At 60.2% G+C, this 19,190-nt stretch carries 20 protein-coding genes; 18 read left to right on the top strand and 2 right to left on the bottom strand.

Annotation, left to right across the window (positions count from 1 at the left end; all coding sequences use genetic code 11):
• Positions 1–57: 57 nt before the first annotated feature.
• From FPT12_RS07900 to FPT12_RS07855, 10 genes are all read left to right on the top strand, one after another.
• Positions 58–693: a MotA/TolQ/ExbB proton channel family protein gene (locus FPT12_RS07900; protein ID WP_046031667.1), complete on the top strand. Its 636-nt coding sequence runs from the start codon at positions 58–60 to the stop codon at positions 691–693.
• Positions 690–1,118, top strand: coding sequence for a biopolymer transporter ExbD (locus FPT12_RS07895; protein WP_145015507.1), 429 nt, complete (start codon positions 690–692; stop codon positions 1,116–1,118). The genes FPT12_RS07900 and FPT12_RS07895 overlap by 4 nt, the downstream gene beginning before the upstream one ends.
• On the top strand, positions 1,118–2,128 hold the full coding sequence (gene lpxK, locus FPT12_RS07890) for a tetraacyldisaccharide 4'-kinase (protein ID WP_145015505.1): 1,011 nt from the start codon (positions 1,118–1,120) through the stop codon (positions 2,126–2,128). Before FPT12_RS07895 ends, lpxK begins: the two co-directional genes overlap by 1 nt.
• A gap of 24 nt (positions 2,129–2,152) precedes the next feature.
• The gene (locus FPT12_RS07885; RefSeq protein WP_071551147.1) at positions 2,153–2,338 is read left to right on the top strand and encodes a Trm112 family protein; all 186 of its coding nucleotides are present in this window, start codon (positions 2,153–2,155) and stop codon (positions 2,336–2,338) included.
• A complete protein-coding gene (gene kdsB, locus FPT12_RS07880; protein WP_145015503.1) occupies positions 2,335–3,099 on the top strand; it encodes a 3-deoxy-manno-octulosonate cytidylyltransferase in 765 nt (254 codons plus the stop codon). Before FPT12_RS07885 ends, kdsB begins: the two co-directional genes overlap by 4 nt.
• The gene (locus tag FPT12_RS07875; protein ID WP_145015501.1) at positions 3,099–3,563 is read left to right on the top strand and encodes a low molecular weight protein-tyrosine-phosphatase; all 465 of its coding nucleotides are present in this window, start codon (positions 3,099–3,101) and stop codon (positions 3,561–3,563) included. Before kdsB ends, FPT12_RS07875 begins: the two co-directional genes overlap by 1 nt.
• On the top strand, positions 3,560–4,579 hold the full coding sequence (gene murB, locus FPT12_RS07870; protein ID WP_145015499.1) for a UDP-N-acetylmuramate dehydrogenase: 1,020 nt from the start codon (positions 3,560–3,562) through the stop codon (positions 4,577–4,579). Before FPT12_RS07875 ends, murB begins: the two co-directional genes overlap by 4 nt.
• Before the next feature lie 138 nt (positions 4,580–4,717).
• A complete protein-coding gene (locus tag FPT12_RS07865; RefSeq protein ID WP_054593356.1) occupies positions 4,718–5,188 on the top strand; it encodes a (2Fe-2S)-binding protein in 471 nt (156 codons plus the stop codon).
• Positions 5,185–7,500 (top strand): xanthine dehydrogenase family protein molybdopterin-binding subunit, encoded by a 2,316-nt coding sequence (locus FPT12_RS07860; protein ID WP_145015497.1) that lies wholly within the window; start codon positions 5,185–5,187, stop codon positions 7,498–7,500. The genes FPT12_RS07865 and FPT12_RS07860 overlap by 4 nt, the downstream gene beginning before the upstream one ends.
• A complete protein-coding gene (locus FPT12_RS07855) occupies positions 7,500–8,105 on the top strand; it encodes an NTP transferase domain-containing protein (protein ID WP_256676651.1) in 606 nt (201 codons plus the stop codon). The genes FPT12_RS07860 and FPT12_RS07855 overlap by 1 nt, the downstream gene beginning before the upstream one ends.
• Before the next feature lie 182 nt (positions 8,106–8,287).
• On the opposite strand, the gene rne is transcribed toward FPT12_RS07855, so the two are convergent.
• Complete coding sequence (rne, locus tag FPT12_RS07850; RefSeq protein WP_145015495.1) at positions 8,288–11,479, bottom strand: ribonuclease E; 3,192 nt, start codon at positions 11,477–11,479, stop codon at positions 8,288–8,290.
• Between the two features lie 740 nt (positions 11,480–12,219).
• On the opposite strand from rne, the gene rluC reads away from it, so the two are divergent.
• Genes rluC through FPT12_RS07830 form a run of 3 tightly spaced genes read left to right on the top strand, consistent with a single transcriptional unit; the run spans position 12,220 to position 14,842 of the window.
• Positions 12,220–13,179: a 23S rRNA pseudouridine(955/2504/2580) synthase RluC gene (gene rluC, locus FPT12_RS07840; RefSeq protein ID WP_145015493.1), complete on the top strand. Its 960-nt coding sequence runs from the start codon at positions 12,220–12,222 to the stop codon at positions 13,177–13,179.
• Positions 13,169–13,831 carry an HAD-IA family hydrolase gene (locus tag FPT12_RS07835; protein ID WP_145015491.1) on the top strand — a complete coding sequence of 221 codons (663 nt, stop codon included), beginning with the start codon at positions 13,169–13,171 and terminating at the stop codon, positions 13,829–13,831. The genes rluC and FPT12_RS07835 overlap by 11 nt, the downstream gene beginning before the upstream one ends.
• Before the next feature lie 21 nt (positions 13,832–13,852).
• Entirely contained in the window at positions 13,853–14,842 is a 990-nt protein-coding gene (locus FPT12_RS07830; RefSeq protein ID WP_145015489.1) for a S49 family peptidase, read from the top strand.
• 94 nt (positions 14,843–14,936) lie between these two features.
• Here FPT12_RS07830 and FPT12_RS07825 read toward each other — a convergent pair whose 3' ends face one another.
• Positions 14,937–15,515: a nucleoside triphosphate pyrophosphatase gene (locus FPT12_RS07825; protein ID WP_145015487.1), complete on the bottom strand. Its 579-nt coding sequence runs from the start codon at positions 15,513–15,515 to the stop codon at positions 14,937–14,939.
• 105 nt (positions 15,516–15,620) lie between these two features.
• On the opposite strand from FPT12_RS07825, the gene FPT12_RS07820 reads away from it, so the two are divergent.
• From FPT12_RS07820 to fabG, 5 genes are all read left to right on the top strand, one after another.
• Positions 15,621–16,148 (top strand): YceD family protein, encoded by a 528-nt coding sequence (locus tag FPT12_RS07820; RefSeq protein WP_008152342.1) that lies wholly within the window; start codon positions 15,621–15,623, stop codon positions 16,146–16,148.
• A gap of 13 nt (positions 16,149–16,161) precedes the next feature.
• The gene (gene rpmF, locus FPT12_RS07815; protein ID WP_003179396.1) at positions 16,162–16,344 is read left to right on the top strand and encodes a 50S ribosomal protein L32; all 183 of its coding nucleotides are present in this window, start codon (positions 16,162–16,164) and stop codon (positions 16,342–16,344) included.
• Positions 16,345–16,347: 3 nt separating this feature from the next.
• Positions 16,348–17,358, top strand: coding sequence for a phosphate acyltransferase PlsX (gene plsX, locus FPT12_RS07810; protein ID WP_145015485.1), 1,011 nt, complete (start codon positions 16,348–16,350; stop codon positions 17,356–17,358).
• Positions 17,359–17,484: 126 nt separating this feature from the next.
• Entirely contained in the window at positions 17,485–18,423 is a 939-nt protein-coding gene (fabD, locus tag FPT12_RS07805; protein WP_145015483.1) for an ACP S-malonyltransferase, read from the top strand.
• A 17-nt stretch (positions 18,424–18,440) separates the two neighbouring features.
• Positions 18,441–19,181, top strand: coding sequence for a 3-oxoacyl-ACP reductase FabG (gene fabG, locus FPT12_RS07800; protein ID WP_019689355.1), 741 nt, complete (start codon positions 18,441–18,443; stop codon positions 19,179–19,181).
• Positions 19,182–19,190: the final 9 nt, after the last annotated feature.

Below are 19,190 nucleotides of genomic sequence, written 5' to 3'. Positions count from 1 at the left end.
GTCTCTCTGTCGAGTCTGTATGTTAAAGTGGCGGACTTTTTCGAGGGGACTGTCACTGTGTGGGAATTGGTCAAATCCGGCGGCTGGATGATGCTGCCGATCATTCTGAGTTCCATCGCGGCAATGGCGATCGTTGCCGAGCGTCTCTGGACCTTGCGGGCCAGCCGTGTAACCCCGGAGCATTTGCTCGGGCAGGTCTGGGTCTGGATCAAGGACAAGCAACTCAATAAAGAAAAGCTCAAGGAGCTGCGCGCCAACTCGCCGTTGGGCGAAATCCTTGCGGCGGGCCTGGCCAACTCCAAGCATGGTCGCGAGATCATGAAAGAGTGCATCGAAGAGGCCGCTGCCCGGGTGATCCACGAGCTGGAACGCTACATCAACGCGCTGGGCACCATCGCCGCCATGGCGCCATTGCTCGGCCTGCTCGGCACGGTGTTGGGCATGATCGATATCTTCAGTTCGTTCATGGGCACCGGCATGACCACCAACGCCGCGGTGCTGGCCGGCGGTATTTCCAAAGCCTTGATCACCACGGCTTCGGGCCTGATCGTCGGTATCCCGTCGGTGTTCTTCCACCGGTTCCTGCAACGGCGCATTGATGAACTCGTCGTGGGCATGGAGCAGGAAGCCATCAAGCTGGTTGAAGTGGTGCAGGGCGACCGTGACGTCGATCTGGCTGAGGGCAAAGCGTGAAATTCCGCCGCAAGCAACGGGAGAACGTGGACATCAACCTCGTGTCGCTGATCGACGTGGTGTTTGTCCTGCTGCTGTTTTTCGTCGTGACCACCACCTTTACCCGTGAAACCCAACTGCGCGTCGACCTGCCGGAAGCCGTCAGCGGGTCGCCTGCCGAAGACCAGCAGACCAAGCAACTGGACATCGCCATCAGCGCCGACGGAGTGTTTTCGGTCAACAATCAGTTGTTGCCGAAGAACGATCTGGCCAGCCTGATCGACGCCTTGAAGAAGGAGTCGAATGGCGACACCAACTCACCGCTGTCCATCAGCGCCGATGGCAAAACCCAGCATCAGGCGGTCATCACGGCGATGGATGCCGCGGGCAAGCTGGGTTTCACCCACTTGCGCATGACCACCGTCGAGGCGGCGCCGGCACCCTGATGGCCATGTCCGATCGTTTGCTCGCCGCCTGGTATGCCGGTCATCCGGCGCTGAAACTGTTGCAGCCACTGGAGTGGCTGTACCGGCGCGTGGTCACCGCCAAGCGCGAACGGTTTCTGGCCGGCCAAGGCGAGATCTACCAGCCGCCGGTGCCGCTGATCGTGGTCGGCAACATTACGGTGGGCGGTACCGGCAAGACGCCGTTGATCCTGTGGATGATCGAACACTGCCAACGCAGTGGCCTGCGGGTGGGCGTGGTCAGTCGTGGTTATGGCGCCAAACCGCCGCAATTGCCCTGGCGGGTCGAAGCCGGGCAGAGCGCAGCCATCGCCGGCGACGAACCGTTGTTGATCGTCCAGCGCACCGGCGTGCCGTTGATGATTGACCCTGATCGCAGTCGCGCCGTGCAGGCGCTGTTGGCCGCTGAGCCGCTGGATCTGATTCTGTCTGACGATGGCATGCAACATTACCGTCTGGCGCGCGATCTTGAACTGGTGCTGATCGATGCCGCACGCGGATTGGGCAATAAACGCTGCCTGCCGGCCGGTCCTCTGCGTGAGCCGGTCGAACGCCTGCAAAGCGTCGATGCGCTGCTCTACAACGGCGCCACGGCAGATCGCGACGACGGTTTTGCCTTCCAGCTGCAACCGACCGCGCTGGTCAACCTGCTGACGGGCGAGCGCCGCTCGCTTGAGCATTTCCCCGCTGGTCAGGCCTTGCACGCGGTGGCCGGAATCGGTAATCCGCAACGTTTCTTCAACACCCTTGAAACGCTACACTGGCAGCCTGTTGCACATGCTTTTGCCGACCACGCCGAGTACAGCGCGGCGGCCTTGAATTTCACACCGTCACTGCCGTTGGTGATGACCGAGAAGGATGCGGTGAAATGCCGAACCTTCGCGGCCGCCGACTGGTGGTATCTGGCGGTCGATGCTGCGCCATCACCGGCCTTCGTGGCCTGGTTCGACACGCAGTTGATGCGGCTGTTGCCCGCGCGGCTTTTGCCTTAAAACGCTTTTATCCAGGGAATGCTCATGGACACCAAATTACTCGACATCCTCGCTTGCCCGATCTGCAAAGGTCCGCTCAAGCTCAGCGCCGATAAAACCGAGCTGATCAGCAAAGGCGCCGGTCTGGCTTATCCGATTCGTGATGGCATTCCGGTGATGCTCGAAAGCGAAGCGCGCACCCTGACGGCAGATGAGCGTCTGGATAAATGAGCACTGCCTTCACTGTCGTGATTCCGTCGCGTTTTGCTTCTACCCGTCTGCCAGGCAAACCCCTGCAAATGATTGCCGGCAAGCCGATGATTCAGCATGTTTGGGAACAGGCGAGCAAAAGCAGCGCGCAACGGGTCGTCGTTGCGACTGACGATGCGCGCATCGTCGAGGCCTGCAAGGCCTTTGGCGCTGAAGTGGTGATGACCCGCGAGGACCATAACTCCGGCACCGATCGTCTGGCTGAAGTCGCTGCCCAACTGGGCCTGGCGCCGGACGCTATCGTGGTCAACGTGCAAGGTGACGAGCCGTTGATTCCACCGAGTGTGATCGATCAGGTCGCGGCCAATCTGGCGGCTCACACCGAAGCGCGCATGGCGACCCTGGCCGAGCCGATCGAAGACGTTGAAACCCTGTTCAACCCCAATGTGGTCAAGGTCGTCAGCGATCTGAATGGCCTGGCGCTGACGTTCAGTCGCGCCACCTTGCCGTGGGCACGGGACGACTTCGCCAAGAGCCGCGAGCAATTGCCGGTTGGCGTTCCTTACCGTCGGCACATTGGCATCTATGCCTATCGCGCCGGTTTCCTGCATGACTTTGTCAGCTGGGGCCCGTGCTGGCTGGAAAACACCGAGTGTCTGGAGCAGCTGCGTGCGCTCTGGCACGGTGTACGGATTCACGTTGCCGATGCACTGATTGCACCGCCACCGGGTGTCGATACGGCTGAAGACCTCGAGCGCGTTCGTCGCCTGCTGGAGGCCTGATGCGGGTTCTGTTCGTCTGCCTGGGCAACATCTGCCGTTCACCCACGGCTGAAGGTGTGTTGCGACACAAACTGCGCGAAGCCGGTTTGACCGATCAGGTCGAAGTGGCTTCGGCGGGCACCGGCGACTGGCACGTCGGCAAGGCGCCGGACAAACGCAGCCAGGCTGCCGCGCTGCGCCGTGGTTATGACCTGTCCGCGCAGCGCGCCCAACAGGTCACGCGCGCCGATTTTTCCAGTTATGACCTGATCCTCGCCATGGACCACAGCAACCTGCGCAACCTCAAGGCGTTGCAACCGGCCAAGGGCAGGGCGGAGCTGGATTTGTTCCTGCGCCGCTATGAGTCGAGCGTGGATGAAGTGCCGGATCCTTATTACGACGGCGATCAAGGCTTCGAGCAGGTGCTGGACCTGATCGAGCGCGCCAGCGATTTGCTGGTGATTGAATTGAAGGGACGCTTATGACTTTGCACCTGCAATCGCAGGTTTCGCTGAAGCCGTACAACAGCTTTGGCGTGGACGTGCGTGCGCAATTGTTCGCCGAAGCCCACAGTGATGCCGATGTGCGCGAGGTGCTGGCGTATTCGGCCGCGCACGCGGTGCCACTGCTGGTGATTGGCGGTGGCAGCAACCTGTTGCTGACCGCAGACATTGCAGCGCTGGTGCTGCGCATGGCCACCCGTGGCATTCGAGTGTTGAGTGACAACGGCAGTCAGGTGGTGATCGAAGCCGAGGCCGGCGAAATCTGGCATCCGTTTGTGCAGTGGACACTGGCGCAGGGCCTGTCAGGCCTTGAGAACCTCAGCCTGATCCCCGGCACCGTCGGTGCCGCGCCGATGCAGAACATCGGCGCCTACGGGGTCGAGATCAAGGATGTGTTCGCCGGGCTGACCGCGCTGGACCGCCAGACCGGCGAGCTGCGGGATTTCACCCTGGCCGAGTGCAACTTTGCCTACCGTGACAGCCTCTTCAAGCAGCAGGTCGGTCGCTGGTTGATCCTGCGAGTACGTTTTGCGCTGAACCGCGTCGAGCATTTGCATCTGGAATACGGCCCGGTTCGTCAGCGTCTGACCGAGCAGGGCATTGATCATCCCACCGCAACCGATGTCAGCCAGGCGATTTGCAGCATTCGCAATGAGAAGCTCCCTGACCCGGCGGTGCTCGGCAATGCCGGCAGCTTCTTCAAGAACCCGCTGGTATCGGCAGCTCTGGCGGCACAAATTCGCCTTGAACATCCGGGCCTGGTTGGTTATCCACAAGCGGATGGCCGGGTGAAACTGGCGGCCGGCTGGTTGATCGAGCAGGCGGGCTGGAAAGGCTTTCGTGACGGCGACGCCGGCGTGCATCGCTTGCAGTCGCTGGTGCTGGTCAACTACGGCACGGCCACCGGGCTTGAGTTGCTTAATCTGGCACAGCGGATCCAGAGAGACATCGCCGAGCGCTTCAATGTCGAACTGGAAATGGAGCCGAATCAGTATTGAGCTACGCTTGATCGCTGAATCCAGAGCCCTGCACACCTTCCTTGGTTGCAGGGCTTTTTTGTTAATGCTGAGTTAACTTAGCCTGCTAACGATGCAGTCATTTGCTCCATAACTCTACCTATATATGCGGGCGTGCCCATGATTACCCTGAAGCTCAATGGTCAAGATCATCAACTCGATGTCACCGAGGACATGCCGCTGCTCTGGGCAATCCGCGATGTGGCCGGTTACAGCGGTACCAAATTCGGTTGCGGCATGGGCCTGTGTGGCGCTTGCACAATTCATATCGACGGCGCCCCGGCGCGCAGTTGCATCACGCCTATCGGTTCGGTGATCGGACAGGACGTCAGCACCATCGACAATCTGCACAGCGATCCGGTCGGTCAGGTCGTCCAGCAAGCCTGGCTCGACACGGCGGTCGCCCAGTGTGGTTTTTGCCAGGGCGGGCAGATCATGTCGGCCACTGCGTTGCTCAAGACCAACCCCAATCCCAGCGATGAACAGATCGAACAGGCGATGGTTGGCAATATCTGCCGCTGCGGCACGTACAATCGCATCAAGACCGCGATCCGCCAGGCCTCCACTCACCTGCAGGAGCGCAAGGCATGAGCCAGCTACCGAATGATTTCGCGCTAAGTAATCTCAGTCGTCGTGGTTTTCTCAAAGGTGCGGGGGCGACCGGTGCGCTGGTGCTGGCGGCCAGTTGGGGCTGGCAGGACGCGTTTGCTGAAGAGAAGAAATTCGGTGCCGCGGGCATGCCCAACGGCTGGATCGATGATCCCAAGGTCTACGTGAGTATCGCCGCCGACGGCAGTGTGACGGTGGTCTGCAACCGTTCGGAAATGGGCCAGGGTGTGCGCACCAGTTTGAGCATGGTAGTTGCTGATGAACTGGACGCCGATTGGGCTATGGTCAAAGTCCGGCAGGCGCCGGGTGATGAGGTGCGCTTCGGCAATCAGGACACCGACGGCTCGCGCAGCATGCGCCATTGGTACGAGCCGATGCGCCGTTGCGGTGCCGCTGCACGAACCATGCTGGAACAAGCCGCAGCCGATCAGTGGAAAGTCCCGGTTGGCGAATGCCGTGCGCAATTACACAAAGTTATCCACCAGCCCACCGGGCGTGAACTCGGTTACGGTGCGCTCGCCGTCGCTGCGGGTGCGCTGGCGGTGCCGGCTCGTGAAAGCCTGCGGCTGAAGCAGCCTTCGGAGTTTCGCTACATTGGCAAAGAGTCGACCCGGGCCATCGACGGTGCGGACATCGTCAATGGTCGTGCGGTCTACGGTGCCGACGTGCACTTTGACGGCATGCTCTTCGCCACCGTGGCGCGGCCGGCGGTTTATGGCGGCAAGGTCAAGTCCTTCGATGCCAGCGCGGCGCTGAAGGTCCCGGGAGTGCTCAAGGTCATCCAGATTGAAAGCCGCCCATTGCCCTCTGAATTCCAGCCGTTGGGCGGGGTGGCGGTGATTGCCAGCAATACCTGGGCGGCGATCAAGGGCCGTGAAGCGCTGAAGATTGAGTGGGATGACGGCGCCAATGCCGGTTACGACTCGATTGCCTACCGCAAGGAGCTGGAAGCCGCCGCCCTGAAACCGGGCAAAGTGGTGCGCAGCACCGGCAATATCGAGGAGGCCATGAACAGTGCCGACAGCAGTCTGGAGGCGGCCTACTATTTGCCGCATCTGGCACAGTCGCCAATGGAGCCGATGGTTGCCGTTGCACGTTTCAAGGACGGCCATTGCGAAGCCTGGGCGCCGAGTCAGGCGCCGCAAGTGACCCGCGAGCGCATCGCCGAGCGTTTGGGGATTCCATTCGACAAGGTCACGGTCAACGTCACTTTGTTGGGCGGTGGTTTCGGTCGCAAGTCCAAGCCGGATTTCATTCTGGAAGCAGCGATCCTGGCCAAGGAATTTCCCGGCAAGGCTGTGCGCGTGCAATGGACCCGTGAAGACGACATCCACTGTTCGTACTTCCATACCGTCTCGGCGGAATACCTCAAGGCCAGCCTGAACAAGGACGGTATGCCGTCCGGTTGGCTGCACCGCACGGTGGCGCCCAGCATCACCGCGTTGTTCGCGCCAGGCATGAATCACGAAGCGGCCTTCGAGTTGGGCATGGGCTTTACCAACATGGCCTACGCGATTCCCAATCTGCGCCTGGAAAACCCTGACGCGGCGGCGCATACCCGGGTTGGTTGGTATCGCTCGGTGTCGAACATCCCTCACGGTTTCGCGATTCAGAGTTTTGTCGACGAGTTGGCGCACAAGGCCGGACAGGACCCGCTGACGTACCAGATCAAGCTCTTGGGGCCGGACCGTCAGATCGATCCGCGAACCCTGAGCGAAGAGTGGAACTATGGCGAATCCCCTGAGCGCTATCCGATCGATACGGCACGTCTGCGGGGCGTTCTGGAAACGGCAGCCAAGGGTGCTGGCTGGGGGCGAAAACTGCCCAAGGGCCGTGGTTTGGGCCTGGCGGTGCATTACAGTTTCGTCACCTATGTGGCGGCGGTCATCGAGGTTGAAGTCAAGGACGACGGCACGCTGATCGTGCACAAGGCCGACATCGCGGTCGATTGCGGTCCGCAGATCAACCCGGAGCGGATTCGCTCGCAGTTCGAAGGCGCCTGCGTGATGGGCCTGGGTAACGCGGTGCTGGGTGAAATCAGCTTCAAGGACGGCAAGGTCCAGCAGGACAACTTCCATATGTACGAAGTGGCGCGCATGTCGCTGGCGCCGAAAGAGGTGGCGGTGCATTTGGTCACGCCAACGGGCAACGTGCCGCTGGGCGGCGTCGGTGAGCCGGGTGTGCCGCCTATCGCTCCGGCGTTGTGCAATGCGATCTTCGCCGCCACCGGCAAGCGTATTCGCAGTTTGCCAGTGCGCTACCAGTTGCAAGGCTGGCAGCAGACCAAAGCCTGATGCGCAGCGTCGAGCAGAGCATGAAGCTGGGTGCGATCATTCTTGCAGCGGGGCAGGGCAGTCGTTATCGACAAGTGGCGGGTGCCGATCAGGACAAGTTGCTGGCAATGTGCGAAGGGCGCGACGGTATTGTGCGGCCGGTGATCGAACAGGTGCTGCGCAATCTGCCGATTGGCATGGATACCCGGTTGTTGGTGACGACGCCGGATCGCCCTGAGGTTGCGCGGCTGGCCCGGGCTTATGGTTGCCAGGTGCTGCTGCTGGCATCGGCAGGCATGGGCGACAGCATTGCAGCGGCAGTCGCTGCGTGCCCGGCACTGGATGGCTGGCTGCTGGTATTGGGGGATATGCCGTTTATCTTGCCGTCGAGTATTGAGCGGATTGTCGAGGGGATTGCGGTCGATACCATCAGCGTGCCCGTGCAGGGTGGTGAGTTTGGGCATCCGGTGGGATTTGGGCGTTCGTTGGGTGCGGCGTTGATGGCGTTGTCCGGTGATCGTGGGGCCAGGCCATTGTTTGCGTCAGCGACAGTGGTTGAGGTGGCGCTGGAGGATCCCGGAGTGTTGTGGGATGTGGACGTGCCTGAGGCGTTGGTCTTTCAGTAGTTTGAGGGCTTGTTCCCACGCTCTGCGTGGGAATACATCCAGTGACGCTCTGCGTCACAGCCCTGGACGCAGAGCGTCCGGGGCGTCATTCCTGTGCTGCGCGTGGGAACGATCTTCATCACAACGGACATAAAAAAGCCCCGCCTGGGTTACCAGGCGGGGCTTTTTAGTGGCTGATGGAATCAGGCGAGGGGTTTAGGCTCGTGCTCTTTTTCCAGGGCCTCAGGTTTGTGCTCTACCACTTCTTCGACGGAACGCAGGTTTTCGTCGATGGTTGGGGCAGCAGGTTCGGCAGTCACTTCGGCGGCCGGGGCAGGGGCTGCCTCGACGACTTCGGCGACAACCGGAGCAGGCTCGGCAGCAACAGCCGGTGCAGCAGCGGCAGCCAGTTCGGCTTCCTTCTGCAGGCGCTCGGCTTCACGCTTGCGGCGACGCACTTCACGTGGGTCGTTTGGCGCGCGACCACTTGGCGTCAGGGCGCTGACCGGAGCGGCTTCGACAGCCGGTGCAGCCACTTCGGCGACAACCGGAGCTTCAACCACCGGAGCAGGCTCGGCAACAACAGCCGGGGCTTCAGCGACTGGCGCTGGAACTTCGACAGCTGCAGTTTCTGCAACCCAGTTGAACGCGGTTTGCTCTTCGCGAACCACAGGCGCTTTTTCAGCGACCGGGGCTTCAACCACAGGCTCGGCAGCGACTACTGGCTGTTCGGTAACTACGGCTGGTTCAACAGCAGCGTGAACTTCAGGCTGTGCTTCACGAACTGGAGCTACTTCGACGGCAGGAGCGACTGGCGCTTCGACCGGAGTAGTGGCTTCCACGACTGGCGCTTCAACCTGAGCCACTTCCTGAACAGCCTCTTGAGTCACGGCGGTAGCGCGTTCAGCTTGCTGATGAGCCTGAGCTTCAGCAGGAGCGCTGATCACAGTGCTGGCAACAGCGGCGGTAACGGCCAGGCCGGCAGCCAGTTCAGCGCCTGTTGGCTCTTCGCTGGTTTCGGACTCTTCCGAGCCTTCGATTACGTTGCCATTGGCATCGCGTTGACGCTCGCGACGGTTGCTGCGACGACGCTGACCACGGGAGCGGCGGCGTGGACGATCGCCTTCGGCGTTGTCCTGGCCATCTTCCGGCAGTTGCTCTTCGCTGGTTGGCAGCTCTTCTTCAGCAACGGCGGCAGCAGCTTGCTCGGCGCGTGGTTGACGTTCTTCACGCGGTGGGCGTGGAGCGCGTTCTTCACGTGGCGGACGAGCCGGACGCTCTTCAGCAACGGCAGTTACAGCGGCGGCAGCGGCTGGCGCGGCATCCAGAGGTTCACGCAGTTCACGAACCGGGCGCTCTTCACGCTCGCCACGTGGCTTGCGATCTTCACGAGGGGCGCGTGGTGCGCGCTCTTCACGCGGTGGGCGCGGTGCGCGTTCCTCGCGAGCGACTGCTGGAGTCTCTTCGCGGGCTTCGCGTGGTTGACGCTCTTCACGAGGCTCGCGCGGTGCGCGTTCTTCACGAGGGGCGCGTTCTTCGCGTGGTTTGCGTTCTTCATCGCGGCGACCGTTACGGTTGCGGCTCTGCTGACGACCGTTACGACGCTCTTCATTGCGTGCCGGACGCTCGGCGGCTGGTTTTTCAACCACAACCGGAGCAGCTGGCTCTTCCTTGGTGGCGAACAGGCTGACCAGCGACTTCACCAGGCCTTTGAACAGGCTTGGTTCAGGGGCGGCGACCGGAGCGGCAACCGGTGCGGCGGCGGCAACGACTTCGGTCGGAACCGGAGCGTTGGCGCGAGCTGGAGCGGTTTTCACGGCGGCTTCCTGGCGAACCAGGGTGCGGGTGGCGGCGGCCGGTTGAACTTCTTCCACTTCAGCAGCGGCAGCAGCGATTTCGTAGCTGGACTGGTTGATGTGGGCTTCCGGGCTGTCATCGCGCAGACGCTGAACTTCGAAGTGCGGCGTTTCGAGGTGATCGTTCGGCAGGATGACGATGCGGGCACGGGTGCGCAGTTCGATCTTGGTGATCGAGTTGCGTTTTTCGTTCAGCAGGAACGCAGCGACCGGGATCGGCACTTGTGCGCGAACTTCGGCAGTGCGGTCTTTCAGGGCTTCTTCTTCGATCAGGCGCAGGATCGCCAGCGACAGCGATTCAACGTCACGGATGATGCCGGTGCCGTTGCAGCGTGGGCAGACGATGCCGCTGCTTTCGCCCAGCGATGGACGCAGGCGCTGACGGGACATTTCCAGCAGGCCGAAGCGCGAGATGCGACCGACTTGCACGCGAGCGCGGTCGGCTTCCAGGCATTCGCGGACTTTCTCTTCCACGGCGCGCTGGTTCTTGGCAGGGGTCATGTCGATGAAGTCGATGACGATCAGGCCGCCGATGTCGCGCAGGCGCAACTGACGGGCGATTTCTTCGGCGGCTTCAAGGTTGGTCTGCAGAGCGGTTTCTTCGATATCGCTGCCTTTGGTGGCGCGCGCCGAGTTGATGTCGATGGACACCAGGGCTTCGGTCGGATCGATAACGATGGAGCCGCCGGAAGGCAGTTCAACGACGCGCTGGAAAGCGGTCTCGATCTGGCTTTCGATCTGGAAACGGTTGAACAGCGGAACGCTGTCTTCGTACAGCTTGATCTTGCTGGCGTACTGCGGCATCACCTGGCGGATGAAGGTCAGGGCTTCGTCCTGGGCTTCAACGCTGTCGATCAGCACTTCGCCGATGTCCTGGCGCAGGTAGTCGCGGATTGCACGGATGATCACGTTGCTTTCCTGATAGATCAGGAATGGCGCGGAACGATCCAGCGAGGCTTCTTTGATGGCGGTCCACAGTTGCAGCAGGTAGTCGAGGTCCCACTGCATTTCTTCGCTGCTGCGGCCAAGGCCGGCAGTGCGCACGATCAGACCCATGTCGGCCGGAGCAACCAGACCGTTCAGGGCTTCACGCAGTTCGTTGCGCTCTTCACCTTCGATGCGACGGGAGATACCGCCGGCACGCGGGTTGTTCGGCATCAATACCAGGTAACGACCGGCCAGGCTGATGAAGGTGGTCAGGGCGGCGCCCTTGTTGCCACGTTCTTCTTTTTCGACCTGAACGATGACTTCCTGGCCTTCGCTCAGGACGTCCTTGATGTTGACGCGGCCTTCAGGGGCTTTCTTGAAGTATTCGCGGGAGATTTCTTTGAGGGGCAGGAAGCCGTGGCGCTCAGAGCCGAAATCGACAAAGGCAGCCTCAAGGCTTGGCTCGATGCGAGTAATCCGGCCTTTATAGATGTTGGCCTTCTTCTGCTCGCGTGCACCGGACTCGATGTCCAGGTCGTAGAGGCGCTGGCCGTCTACCAGTGCAACACGCAACTCTTCGGGTTGAGTTGCGTTAATCAGCATTCTTTTCATGTAGTACCGTCGGTTTCCGGGCTGCCGGAAACGGCGTTCGGCACACACGACTTCTCACGGTCGGTGTCAGGTGCGTCAGGAGTGGTTGGCCACTCCAGTGTCTAGCGAGCTTCGACCAATTGGGCCGGAGTCGCGACGTACGCGTCCTGCTTGCTGTGGCTACTTAAGCACTCAGTCAGGAGGAGGAATCAACCGGCGACTGTGGACGAGATGAAGCGTCTAAATATAAGCCTAGTGCTACACAGTCCGACGGTTGTGCATCTCCACCCTACACGTATCCCTGATAATTCGGGTGCTGCCGCGCGCAGAATCCGCAGCGGGTTGGCATTTACCGTGTTCTCCAATGGGGAGTTCACGCTCATGGCTACACAAGACTGGGCGAGAGCTGTTTGGCTAACACTCAGCTTGTAACAGGCGTTGTTTCCGAAGCACTCGCTCAAGGGCTGGTTCGGGACTGACTGCACTTTGTGAACTGGCCGTAAATATCGGCGCATCAGACAAGTGGTTGCTCTGTTGCTGCGCTCGCTTCAGGCCTCATGTCACCTGCGCTTGTTACAATCACGAACCTTCCAATCGTTGCGAAAGCCCCGTAGGACGGCCTCGCGTCCTGATGAATTGCGTTGGTCAGGGCCGGCAATTTGCCGTTTGTCCTCTGTCCAGGCCGCTTTTGGCGGCGTTCGCGACTATAGCAGCAATGATTAAGTGCTTCAATTCCATAAAAAATTGTTATCATTCGCGGCATGACGACTACTGCCCCCTCGACCCCTAGCGTACAACTGCTTGAGGTCTCGCCGGAATATGCCGGCCAACGTATTGATAACTTCCTTCTCGCTCGGCTCAAAGGCGTGCCCAAGACCTTGATTTACCGCATTTTGCGTAAAGGCGAAGTGCGTGTGAACAAAGGTCGGATCAAGCCCGAATACAAGCTGCAGGCGGGCGACATCGTGCGCGTGCCACCGGTGCGCGTGCCGGAACGCGACGAGCCAGTGCCATTGGCACAAGGTTTGTTGCAGCGACTCGAGGCCTCGATTGTCTTCGAAGACAAGGCGCTGATCGTGATCAACAAGCCTTGCGGCATCGCTGTTCACGGCGGCAGCGGCTTGAATTACGGCGTGATCGAAGCCTTTCGTCAGTTGCGTCCGGATTGCAAGGAGCTTGAGCTGGTTCACCGTCTCGATCGTGACACCTCCGGCCTGCTGATGATCGCCAAAAAACGCAGCATGCTGCGTCACTTGCACACGGCATTGCGCGGCGATGGCGTCGATAAGCGCTATATGGCGCTGGTCCGCGGTAACTGGGCTGCCTCGATCAAGCAAGTCCGTGCGCCGCTGGGCAAGAGCAATCTGCGCTCCGGCGAGCGCATGGTCGAGGTCGACGAGGAGGAGGGCAAGGAGTCTGTGACCGTGTTCAAGGTTCTGCGTCGCTTTGGCGACTTTGCCACCCTGATCGAAGCCAAGCCGATCACCGGCCGGACTCACCAGATTCGTGTCCACACCCTGCACGTCGGGCACTGCATCGCCGGCGACACCAAGTACGGCGATGACGATTTCAGCAAGGAAATTCGTGACCTGGGCGGCAAACGCCTGTTCCTGCACGCTTACATGCTCACCGTACCGCTGCCTGATGGCGGCGAGTTGAAGCTTCAGGCCCCTGTCGATGAAATGTGGGCCAAGACAGTGGAGCGCCTGAGTGCACCCTGATTACAAGTTGCTGATTTTCGATTGGGACGGCACGTTGGCCGACTCCATTGGTCGGATTGTCGAGGCGATGCATGTGGCGTCGCAGCGATCCGGTTTTCAGTTGCGCGATGATCTTGCCGTCAAAGGCATCATTGGGTTGGGGCTGCCGGAAGCGATTCGCACGTTGTATCCAGAGATTGGCGATGACGAGCTGGTGGCGTTCCGTCAGCACTATGCGGATCACTACATCGCCTCGGAGGCCGTGCCTTCGCCGTTGTTTGACGGTGTTGTCGAGTCGCTTGAAGCGTTTCGTGCCGAGGGTTTTCACCTGGCAGTGGCGACCGGCAAAGCGCGTCGCGGGCTGGATCGCGTGCTGAAGTCCCATGGCTGGGAAGATTATTTCGATATCACCCGCGCTGCCGATGAGACCGCCAGCAAGCCACATCCGCTGATGCTCGAACAGATTCTCGCCCATTGCGACGTCCGCCCTGAACAGGCGTTGATGGTGGGGGATTCGTCGTTCGACCTGCAGATGGCGCGCAACGCCGGGATGGATTCGGTTGCCGTCAGCTATGGTGCTCAATCGATGGAAGCCTTGCGCGTGTTCGAGCCGCGCCTGGCCATTGATCATTTTTCGCAATTGCACGCCTGGCTGGGTCAGCGGGTCAATTAGGTTTTTGTTGGGGTAGATGGAATGACCGACGAATGGAAGGCGCCAACCAAGGCCAGTGCCGAAGATGGCGAAGGCAAGAGCTGGAAGCTGCTTGAGAAAACCCTGCTTGCGGGAGTGCAGGAGCAGCGTCGCTCGCGGCGTTGGGGGATTTTCTTCAAGCTGCTGACCTTTGTTTATCTGCTCATCGCGTTGGTCCTCTTTACGCCGCTGATGGATATTGAAAAAAGCGCGACTCGCGGGTCGAGCTACACCGCGTTGATCGAAGTGACGGGGGTGATTGCCGACAAGGAATCAGCCAGCGCCGACAACATTGTCGGCGGTCTGCGCGCGGCGTTTGAGGATCCGAAGGTCAAGGGCATCGTGCTGCGAATCAACAGTCCGGGCGGCAGTCCGGTTCAGTCGGGTTATGTCTACGATGAAATTGGTCGTTTGCGTGCCCTGCATCCGGCGATCAAGGTTTATGCAGTAATTTCTGATCTGGGGGCTTCGGGGGCGTACTACATCGCCAGTGCGGCGGACCAGATCTATGCCGACAAGGCGAGCCTGGTGGGTTCGATTGGCGTGACGGCGGCCGGCTACGGGTTTGTCGGGACCATGGAAAAGCTCGGTGTGGAACGTCGGACCTATACGTCGGGCGAGCATAAGTCGTTCCTCGATCCGTTCCAGCCGGAAAAACCGGATGAGATCAAGTTCTGGCAGGGCGTGCTGGATACCACTCACCAGCAGTTTATCGCCAGCGTCAAAAAAGGCCGTGGCGATCGCCTGAAAGACAAAGAGCATCCGGAGCTGTTCTCCGGGCTGGTCTGGTCAGGCGAGCAGGCGCTGCCATTGGGTTTGATCGATGGTTTGGGCAGTGCCAGTTCGGTGGCGCGTGACGTCATTGGCGAGAAAGAGCTGGTTGACTTCACGATTCAGGAGTCAGCGTTCGACCGCTTCTCGAAAAAACTCGGCGCCAGCGTGGCTGAGCAGTTGGCCATGTGGATGGGTTTTCAGGGGCCGGCATTGCGCTGATCGTTGTGCGACATAAAAAACAACCGGCCCGCGTGGCCGGTTTTTTGTGTCTGGCGTAATCCGTAGCAGCTGCCGAAGGCTGCTACGGGGGGGATCAGGGGATCTGCACGCCTTCAGCCAGCAGCATGTCCACCAGGCGAATCAGCGGCAGGCCGACCAGGCTGGTGGCGTCCGGGCCTTCGGTGCTCTGGAACAGGCTCACGCCCAATCCTTCGGCCTTGAAGCTGCCAGCGCAGTCGTAGGGCTGTTCGGCGCGCAGGTAGCGTTCAATGCGTGCCTGATCCAGTGTGCGCATGTGTACGGTGAAGGGGATGCAATCGAGCTGGCAATGGCCGGTCTGGCTGTTGAGCACTGCCAGGCCGGTCAGGAAGGTCACGCTGGCGCCGCCGGCGGCCAATAATTGATCGCGAGCCTTCTCGAACGTGTGAGGTTTGCCAATAATCCGTCCGTCGAGCACGGCGACCTGGTCCGAACCTATAATCAAATGGGCGGGATGGCTGCCGGCCAGCGCCTGGGCTTTTTCGCGGGCCAGGCGTTTTACCAGTTCGATGGCTGACTCTTCCGGTTGATGGCTTTCGTCGATATCCGGTGAGCTGCAGGTAAATGGCAGTTGCAAGCGGGCCAGTAATTCGCGGCGATAGACCGAGCTTGAAGCAAGTAATAAGGGCAGCATACGGCTCTCCAAAAGTCAGTCGCAAATTCTAGCGGGGCTTCCAAGTGACGGACAGGACTGAATTTCCTTTGACATGGCTGGGGGCATCCCTATAATGCTGCGCCTATGTTGAATGACCCGATTCCACCTCACGTTGACCCGCGCAAATTGGCTGATCGTGGCACCACCCTTCAAGGTGAAATGCTGCTGGCCGATTTGGAGAGACTCTGCGACCCGCTTTCCGACACTGTCGGTACGGTGCAGGCTAAATTCGTTTTTGAACGAGATGAACGTAAATCTGTGGTCATCCACAGCTTTATCGACACTGAAGTCAAAATGGTTTGCCAGCGTTGTCTTGAGCTGGTCACCCTGCCGATTCACAGCGAATGCAGTTATGCTGTGGTGAAGGAGGGTGCGAATACCCAGTCGTTGCCGAAAGGTTATGACGTGCTGGAACTGGGCGAAGATCCTTTGGATCTGCAGTCACTGATCGAGGAGGAGCTTCTGCTCGCCTTGCCCATTGTGCCTGCTCATCATCCGGAAGAATGCCAGCAGCCGGCGGGTCTCGATGAGCCCGAACCGAGCGAGGACGAGGTAACGCGGTCCAACCCGTTCAGTGTATTGGCGCAGTTAAAGCGTGACCCAAACGTTTAGGAGTTAATCAATTATGGCTGTTCAGCAGAACAAAAAATCCCGCTCCGCCCGTGACATGCGTCGTTCGCACGATGCTCTCGAGGCAAGCACCCTGTCCGTAGAAAAGACCACTGGTGAAGTTCACCTGCGTCACCACGTATCGCCAGAAGGCGTATACCGTGGCCGTAAAGTGATCGACAAGGGCGCTGACGAGTAATCCTTGTCCGCTCAAGTCATCGCGATTGACGCAATGGGCGGGGACTTCGGTCCCCGCAGCATTGTTCAGGCAAGCCTTGCTTGTCTGTCTGCTACGCCCTCGTTGTACCTGACCCTCGTCGGTCAACCCTCCCTTTTAGAAGAATTGATCGCCAGCCAGTCGGCTGTGGATCGCGCGCGCCTGACGATTGTGCCGGCCAGCGACGTGATCGGTATGGACGAAAAGCCTTCCCAGGCCCTGCGCGGCAAGCCGGACTCCTCGATGCGGGTTGCGCTTGAGTTGTTGCGTGAGGGCAAGGTTCAGGCCTGTGTCAGTGCCGGCAATACCGGTGCGCTGATGGCGTTGTCGCGTTATGTGCTCAAGACCTTGCCGGGTATCGATCGGCCGGCCATGGTGGCGGCGATCCCGACGCAGCGTGGTTATTGCCAGTTGCTCGATCTGGGGGCGAATGTCGATTGCAGTGCCGAGCACCTGTTCCAGTTCGCGGTGATGGGCTCTGTGGCGGCTGAAACCCTGGGCATTGCTCGCCCGAAAGTCGCGTTGCTGAACATCGGCACCGAAGACATCAAGGGTAATCAACAGGTCAAGCTGGCGGCCACGCTGCTGCAAAATGCTCGCGGGCTGAATTACATCGGCTTCGTCGAGGGGGATGGCGTGTACCGCGGCGAGGCTGATGTGGTGGTTTGCGACGGTTTTGTCGGCAATATCCTGCTCAAATCCAGCGAAGGGCTGGCAACCATGATTGCCGGGCGGATCGAGGCGTTGTTCAAGCAAAACCTGGCGTCGAGAATGGTCGGGGCTTTGGCGTTGCCGTTGATGAGGCGCTTGCAGGCTGATCTGGCGCCTGCGCGACATAATGGCGCAAGCTTCCTCGGTTTGCAGGGGATCGTCGTTAAAAGTCACGGTTCGGCCGGTGTGCAGGGCTTCCAGAGTGCCATTCAGCGCGCCTTGATCGAGATTCAGGAGAACCTCCCGCAGCGGCTTCACGGTCGTCTCGAGGATTTGTTGCTTTAGGCATTTTCGCCCGACAATGCTTAAATGTGACCGCTCAGTTCAATTAGCCATCCAACTGTCAGTTTCTTGCGTCCAGCAGTACAGGACGTCAATTCTCCGACGACAAGATCATTAGGGGCTTGTTACATGTCTGCTTCCCTCGCATTCGTCTTTCCAGGACAGGGTTCGCAGTCCCTCGGCATGCTGGCCGAGTTGGGCGCGCAACATCCGTTGATCCTCGACACTTTCAAAGAAGCTTCCGATGCTCTGGGTTACGACCTGTGGGCGCTGACCCAGCAAGGGCCGGAAGAGCAGCTCAATCAAACCGACAAAACCCAACCGGCGATTCTCACCGCTTCGATTGCCTTGTGGCGTCTGTGGCTGGCTGAGGGCGGCGCACGTCCGGCTTACGTTGCCGGTCATAGCCTGGGTGAGTACAGCGCGCTGGTCGCGGCCGGCAGCCTGAGTCTGGGCGACGCGGTGAAGCTGGTAGAGCGTCGCGGTCAACTGATGCAGGAAGCGGTGCCGGCCGGGCAGGGCGGTATGGCTGCCATTCTCGGTCTGGACGACGCTGATGTGCTGGCTGCCTGTGCCGAAGCGGCGCAAGGCGAAGTCGTCAGTGCGGTCAACTTCAACTCGCCGGGCCAGGTGGTAATCGCCGGTGCCAAGGCGGCTGTCGAGCGCGCCATTGAAGGCTGCAAGGCGCGTGGTGCCAAGCGCGCCATGCCGCTGCCGGTCAGCGTGCCGTCGCACTGCGAACTGATGCGCCCGGCTGCCGAGCGTTTTGCCGAGTCGATTGCTGCAATCAACTGGCAGGCTCCGCAAATCCCGTTGGTGCAGAACGTCAGCGCTGATGTGGCGCCGGACCTGGAAACCCTCAAGCGCGATCTGCTCGAGCAGCTCTACAAGCCTGTTCGCTGGGTTGAGTCGGTACAGGCGCTGGCCGCCAAAGGTGCTACTCAACTGGTTGAATGCGGTCCGGGCAAAGTCCTGGCTGGCCTGAACAAGCGCTGCGCCGAAGGCGTGTCGACCTCTAACCTGAACACCCCGGATGCTTTCGCTGCTGCTCGTGCAGCGTTGGCCTGAACTTAGGAGAAGCCTGCATGAGTCTGCAAGGTAAAGTTGCACTGGTTACCGGCGCGAGCCGTGGTATTGGCCAGGCTATCGCACTGGAACTGGGTCGTCAGGGCGCTATCGTGGTGGGTACTGCGACTTCTGCTTCGGGCGCTGAGCGCATCGCGGCAACCCTGAAAGAAAACGGCATTCAAGGCACCGGTCTTGAGCTCAATGTCACCAGCGACGAGTCCGTAGCGGCCGTGCTGGCGAGCATTCAGGAGCAGTTCGGTGCGCCGGCGATTCTGGTGAATAATGCCGGTATCACCCGTGATAACCTGATGATGCGCATGAAAGATGACGAGTGGCATGATGTCGTCGATACCAATCTGAACAGCCTGTTTCGCCTGTCCAAGGGTGTTTTGCGTGGCATGACCAAGGCGCGCTGGGGACGAATTATCAGTATTGGTTCGGTTGTGGGTGCCATGGGCAACGCAGGCCAAGTAAACTATGCGGCCGCCAAGGCAGGTCTGGAAGGTTTCAGCCGCGCTCTGGCGCGTGAAGTGGGTTCGCGCTCGATTACGGTCAACTCGGTGGCCCCTGGGTTCATCGATACCGATATGACCCGCGAACTGCCAGAAGCGCAGCGTGAAGCCTTGCAGGCGCAAATTCCGCTGGGCCGTCTGGGGCAAGCTCAAGAGATCGCGTCCGTGGTCGCTTTTCTTGCGTCGGACGGTGCGGCTTACGTGACTGGGGCTACAATCCCGGTGAACGGCGGGATGTACATGTAATTCAAATGT

It is taken from the genome of Pseudomonas sp. H3(2019), from assembly GCF_007713465.1.
Lineage (GTDB): Bacteria > Pseudomonadota > Gammaproteobacteria > Pseudomonadales > Pseudomonadaceae > Aquipseudomonas.
Note: the sequence above shows the minus strand (reverse complement) of the source record. Positions and strands in the feature narration are given on the sequence as shown.

What these genes read in the sequence shown, in the direction of transcription:
- lpxK (WP_145015505.1), top strand. Translation starts at nt 1,118, where the DNA reads ATGGCCATGTCCGATCGTTTGCTCGCCGCCTGGTATGCCGGTCATCCG.
- rluC (WP_145015493.1), top strand. Translation starts at nt 12,220, where the DNA reads ATGACGACTACTGCCCCCTCGACCCCTAGCGTACAACTGCTTGAGGTC.
- FPT12_RS07885 (WP_071551147.1), top strand. Translation starts at nt 2,153, where the DNA reads ATGGACACCAAATTACTCGACATCCTCGCTTGCCCGATCTGCAAAGGT.
- FPT12_RS07820 (WP_008152342.1), top strand. Translation starts at nt 15,621, where the DNA reads ATGTTGAATGACCCGATTCCACCTCACGTTGACCCGCGCAAATTGGCT.
- FPT12_RS07860 (WP_145015497.1), top strand. Translation starts at nt 5,185, where the DNA reads ATGAGCCAGCTACCGAATGATTTCGCGCTAAGTAATCTCAGTCGTCGT.
- rpmF (WP_003179396.1), top strand. Translation starts at nt 16,162, where the DNA reads ATGGCTGTTCAGCAGAACAAAAAATCCCGCTCCGCCCGTGACATGCGT.
- fabG (WP_019689355.1), top strand. Translation starts at nt 18,441, where the DNA reads ATGAGTCTGCAAGGTAAAGTTGCACTGGTTACCGGCGCGAGCCGTGGT.
- rne (WP_145015495.1), bottom strand. Translation starts at nt 11,479, where the DNA reads ATGAAAAGAATGCTGATTAACGCAACTCAACCCGAAGAGTTGCGTGTT.
- FPT12_RS07825 (WP_145015487.1), bottom strand. Translation starts at nt 15,515, where the DNA reads ATGCTGCCCTTATTACTTGCTTCAAGCTCGGTCTATCGCCGCGAATTA.
- kdsB (WP_145015503.1), top strand. Translation starts at nt 2,335, where the DNA reads ATGAGCACTGCCTTCACTGTCGTGATTCCGTCGCGTTTTGCTTCTACC.
- FPT12_RS07865 (WP_054593356.1), top strand. Translation starts at nt 4,718, where the DNA reads ATGATTACCCTGAAGCTCAATGGTCAAGATCATCAACTCGATGTCACC.
- FPT12_RS07855 (WP_256676651.1), top strand. Translation starts at nt 7,500, where the DNA reads ATGCGCAGCGTCGAGCAGAGCATGAAGCTGGGTGCGATCATTCTTGCA.
- murB (WP_145015499.1), top strand. Translation starts at nt 3,560, where the DNA reads ATGACTTTGCACCTGCAATCGCAGGTTTCGCTGAAGCCGTACAACAGC.
- FPT12_RS07830 (WP_145015489.1), top strand. Translation starts at nt 13,853, where the DNA reads ATGACCGACGAATGGAAGGCGCCAACCAAGGCCAGTGCCGAAGATGGC.
- FPT12_RS07875 (WP_145015501.1), top strand. Translation starts at nt 3,099, where the DNA reads ATGCGGGTTCTGTTCGTCTGCCTGGGCAACATCTGCCGTTCACCCACG.
- fabD (WP_145015483.1), top strand. Translation starts at nt 17,485, where the DNA reads ATGTCTGCTTCCCTCGCATTCGTCTTTCCAGGACAGGGTTCGCAGTCC.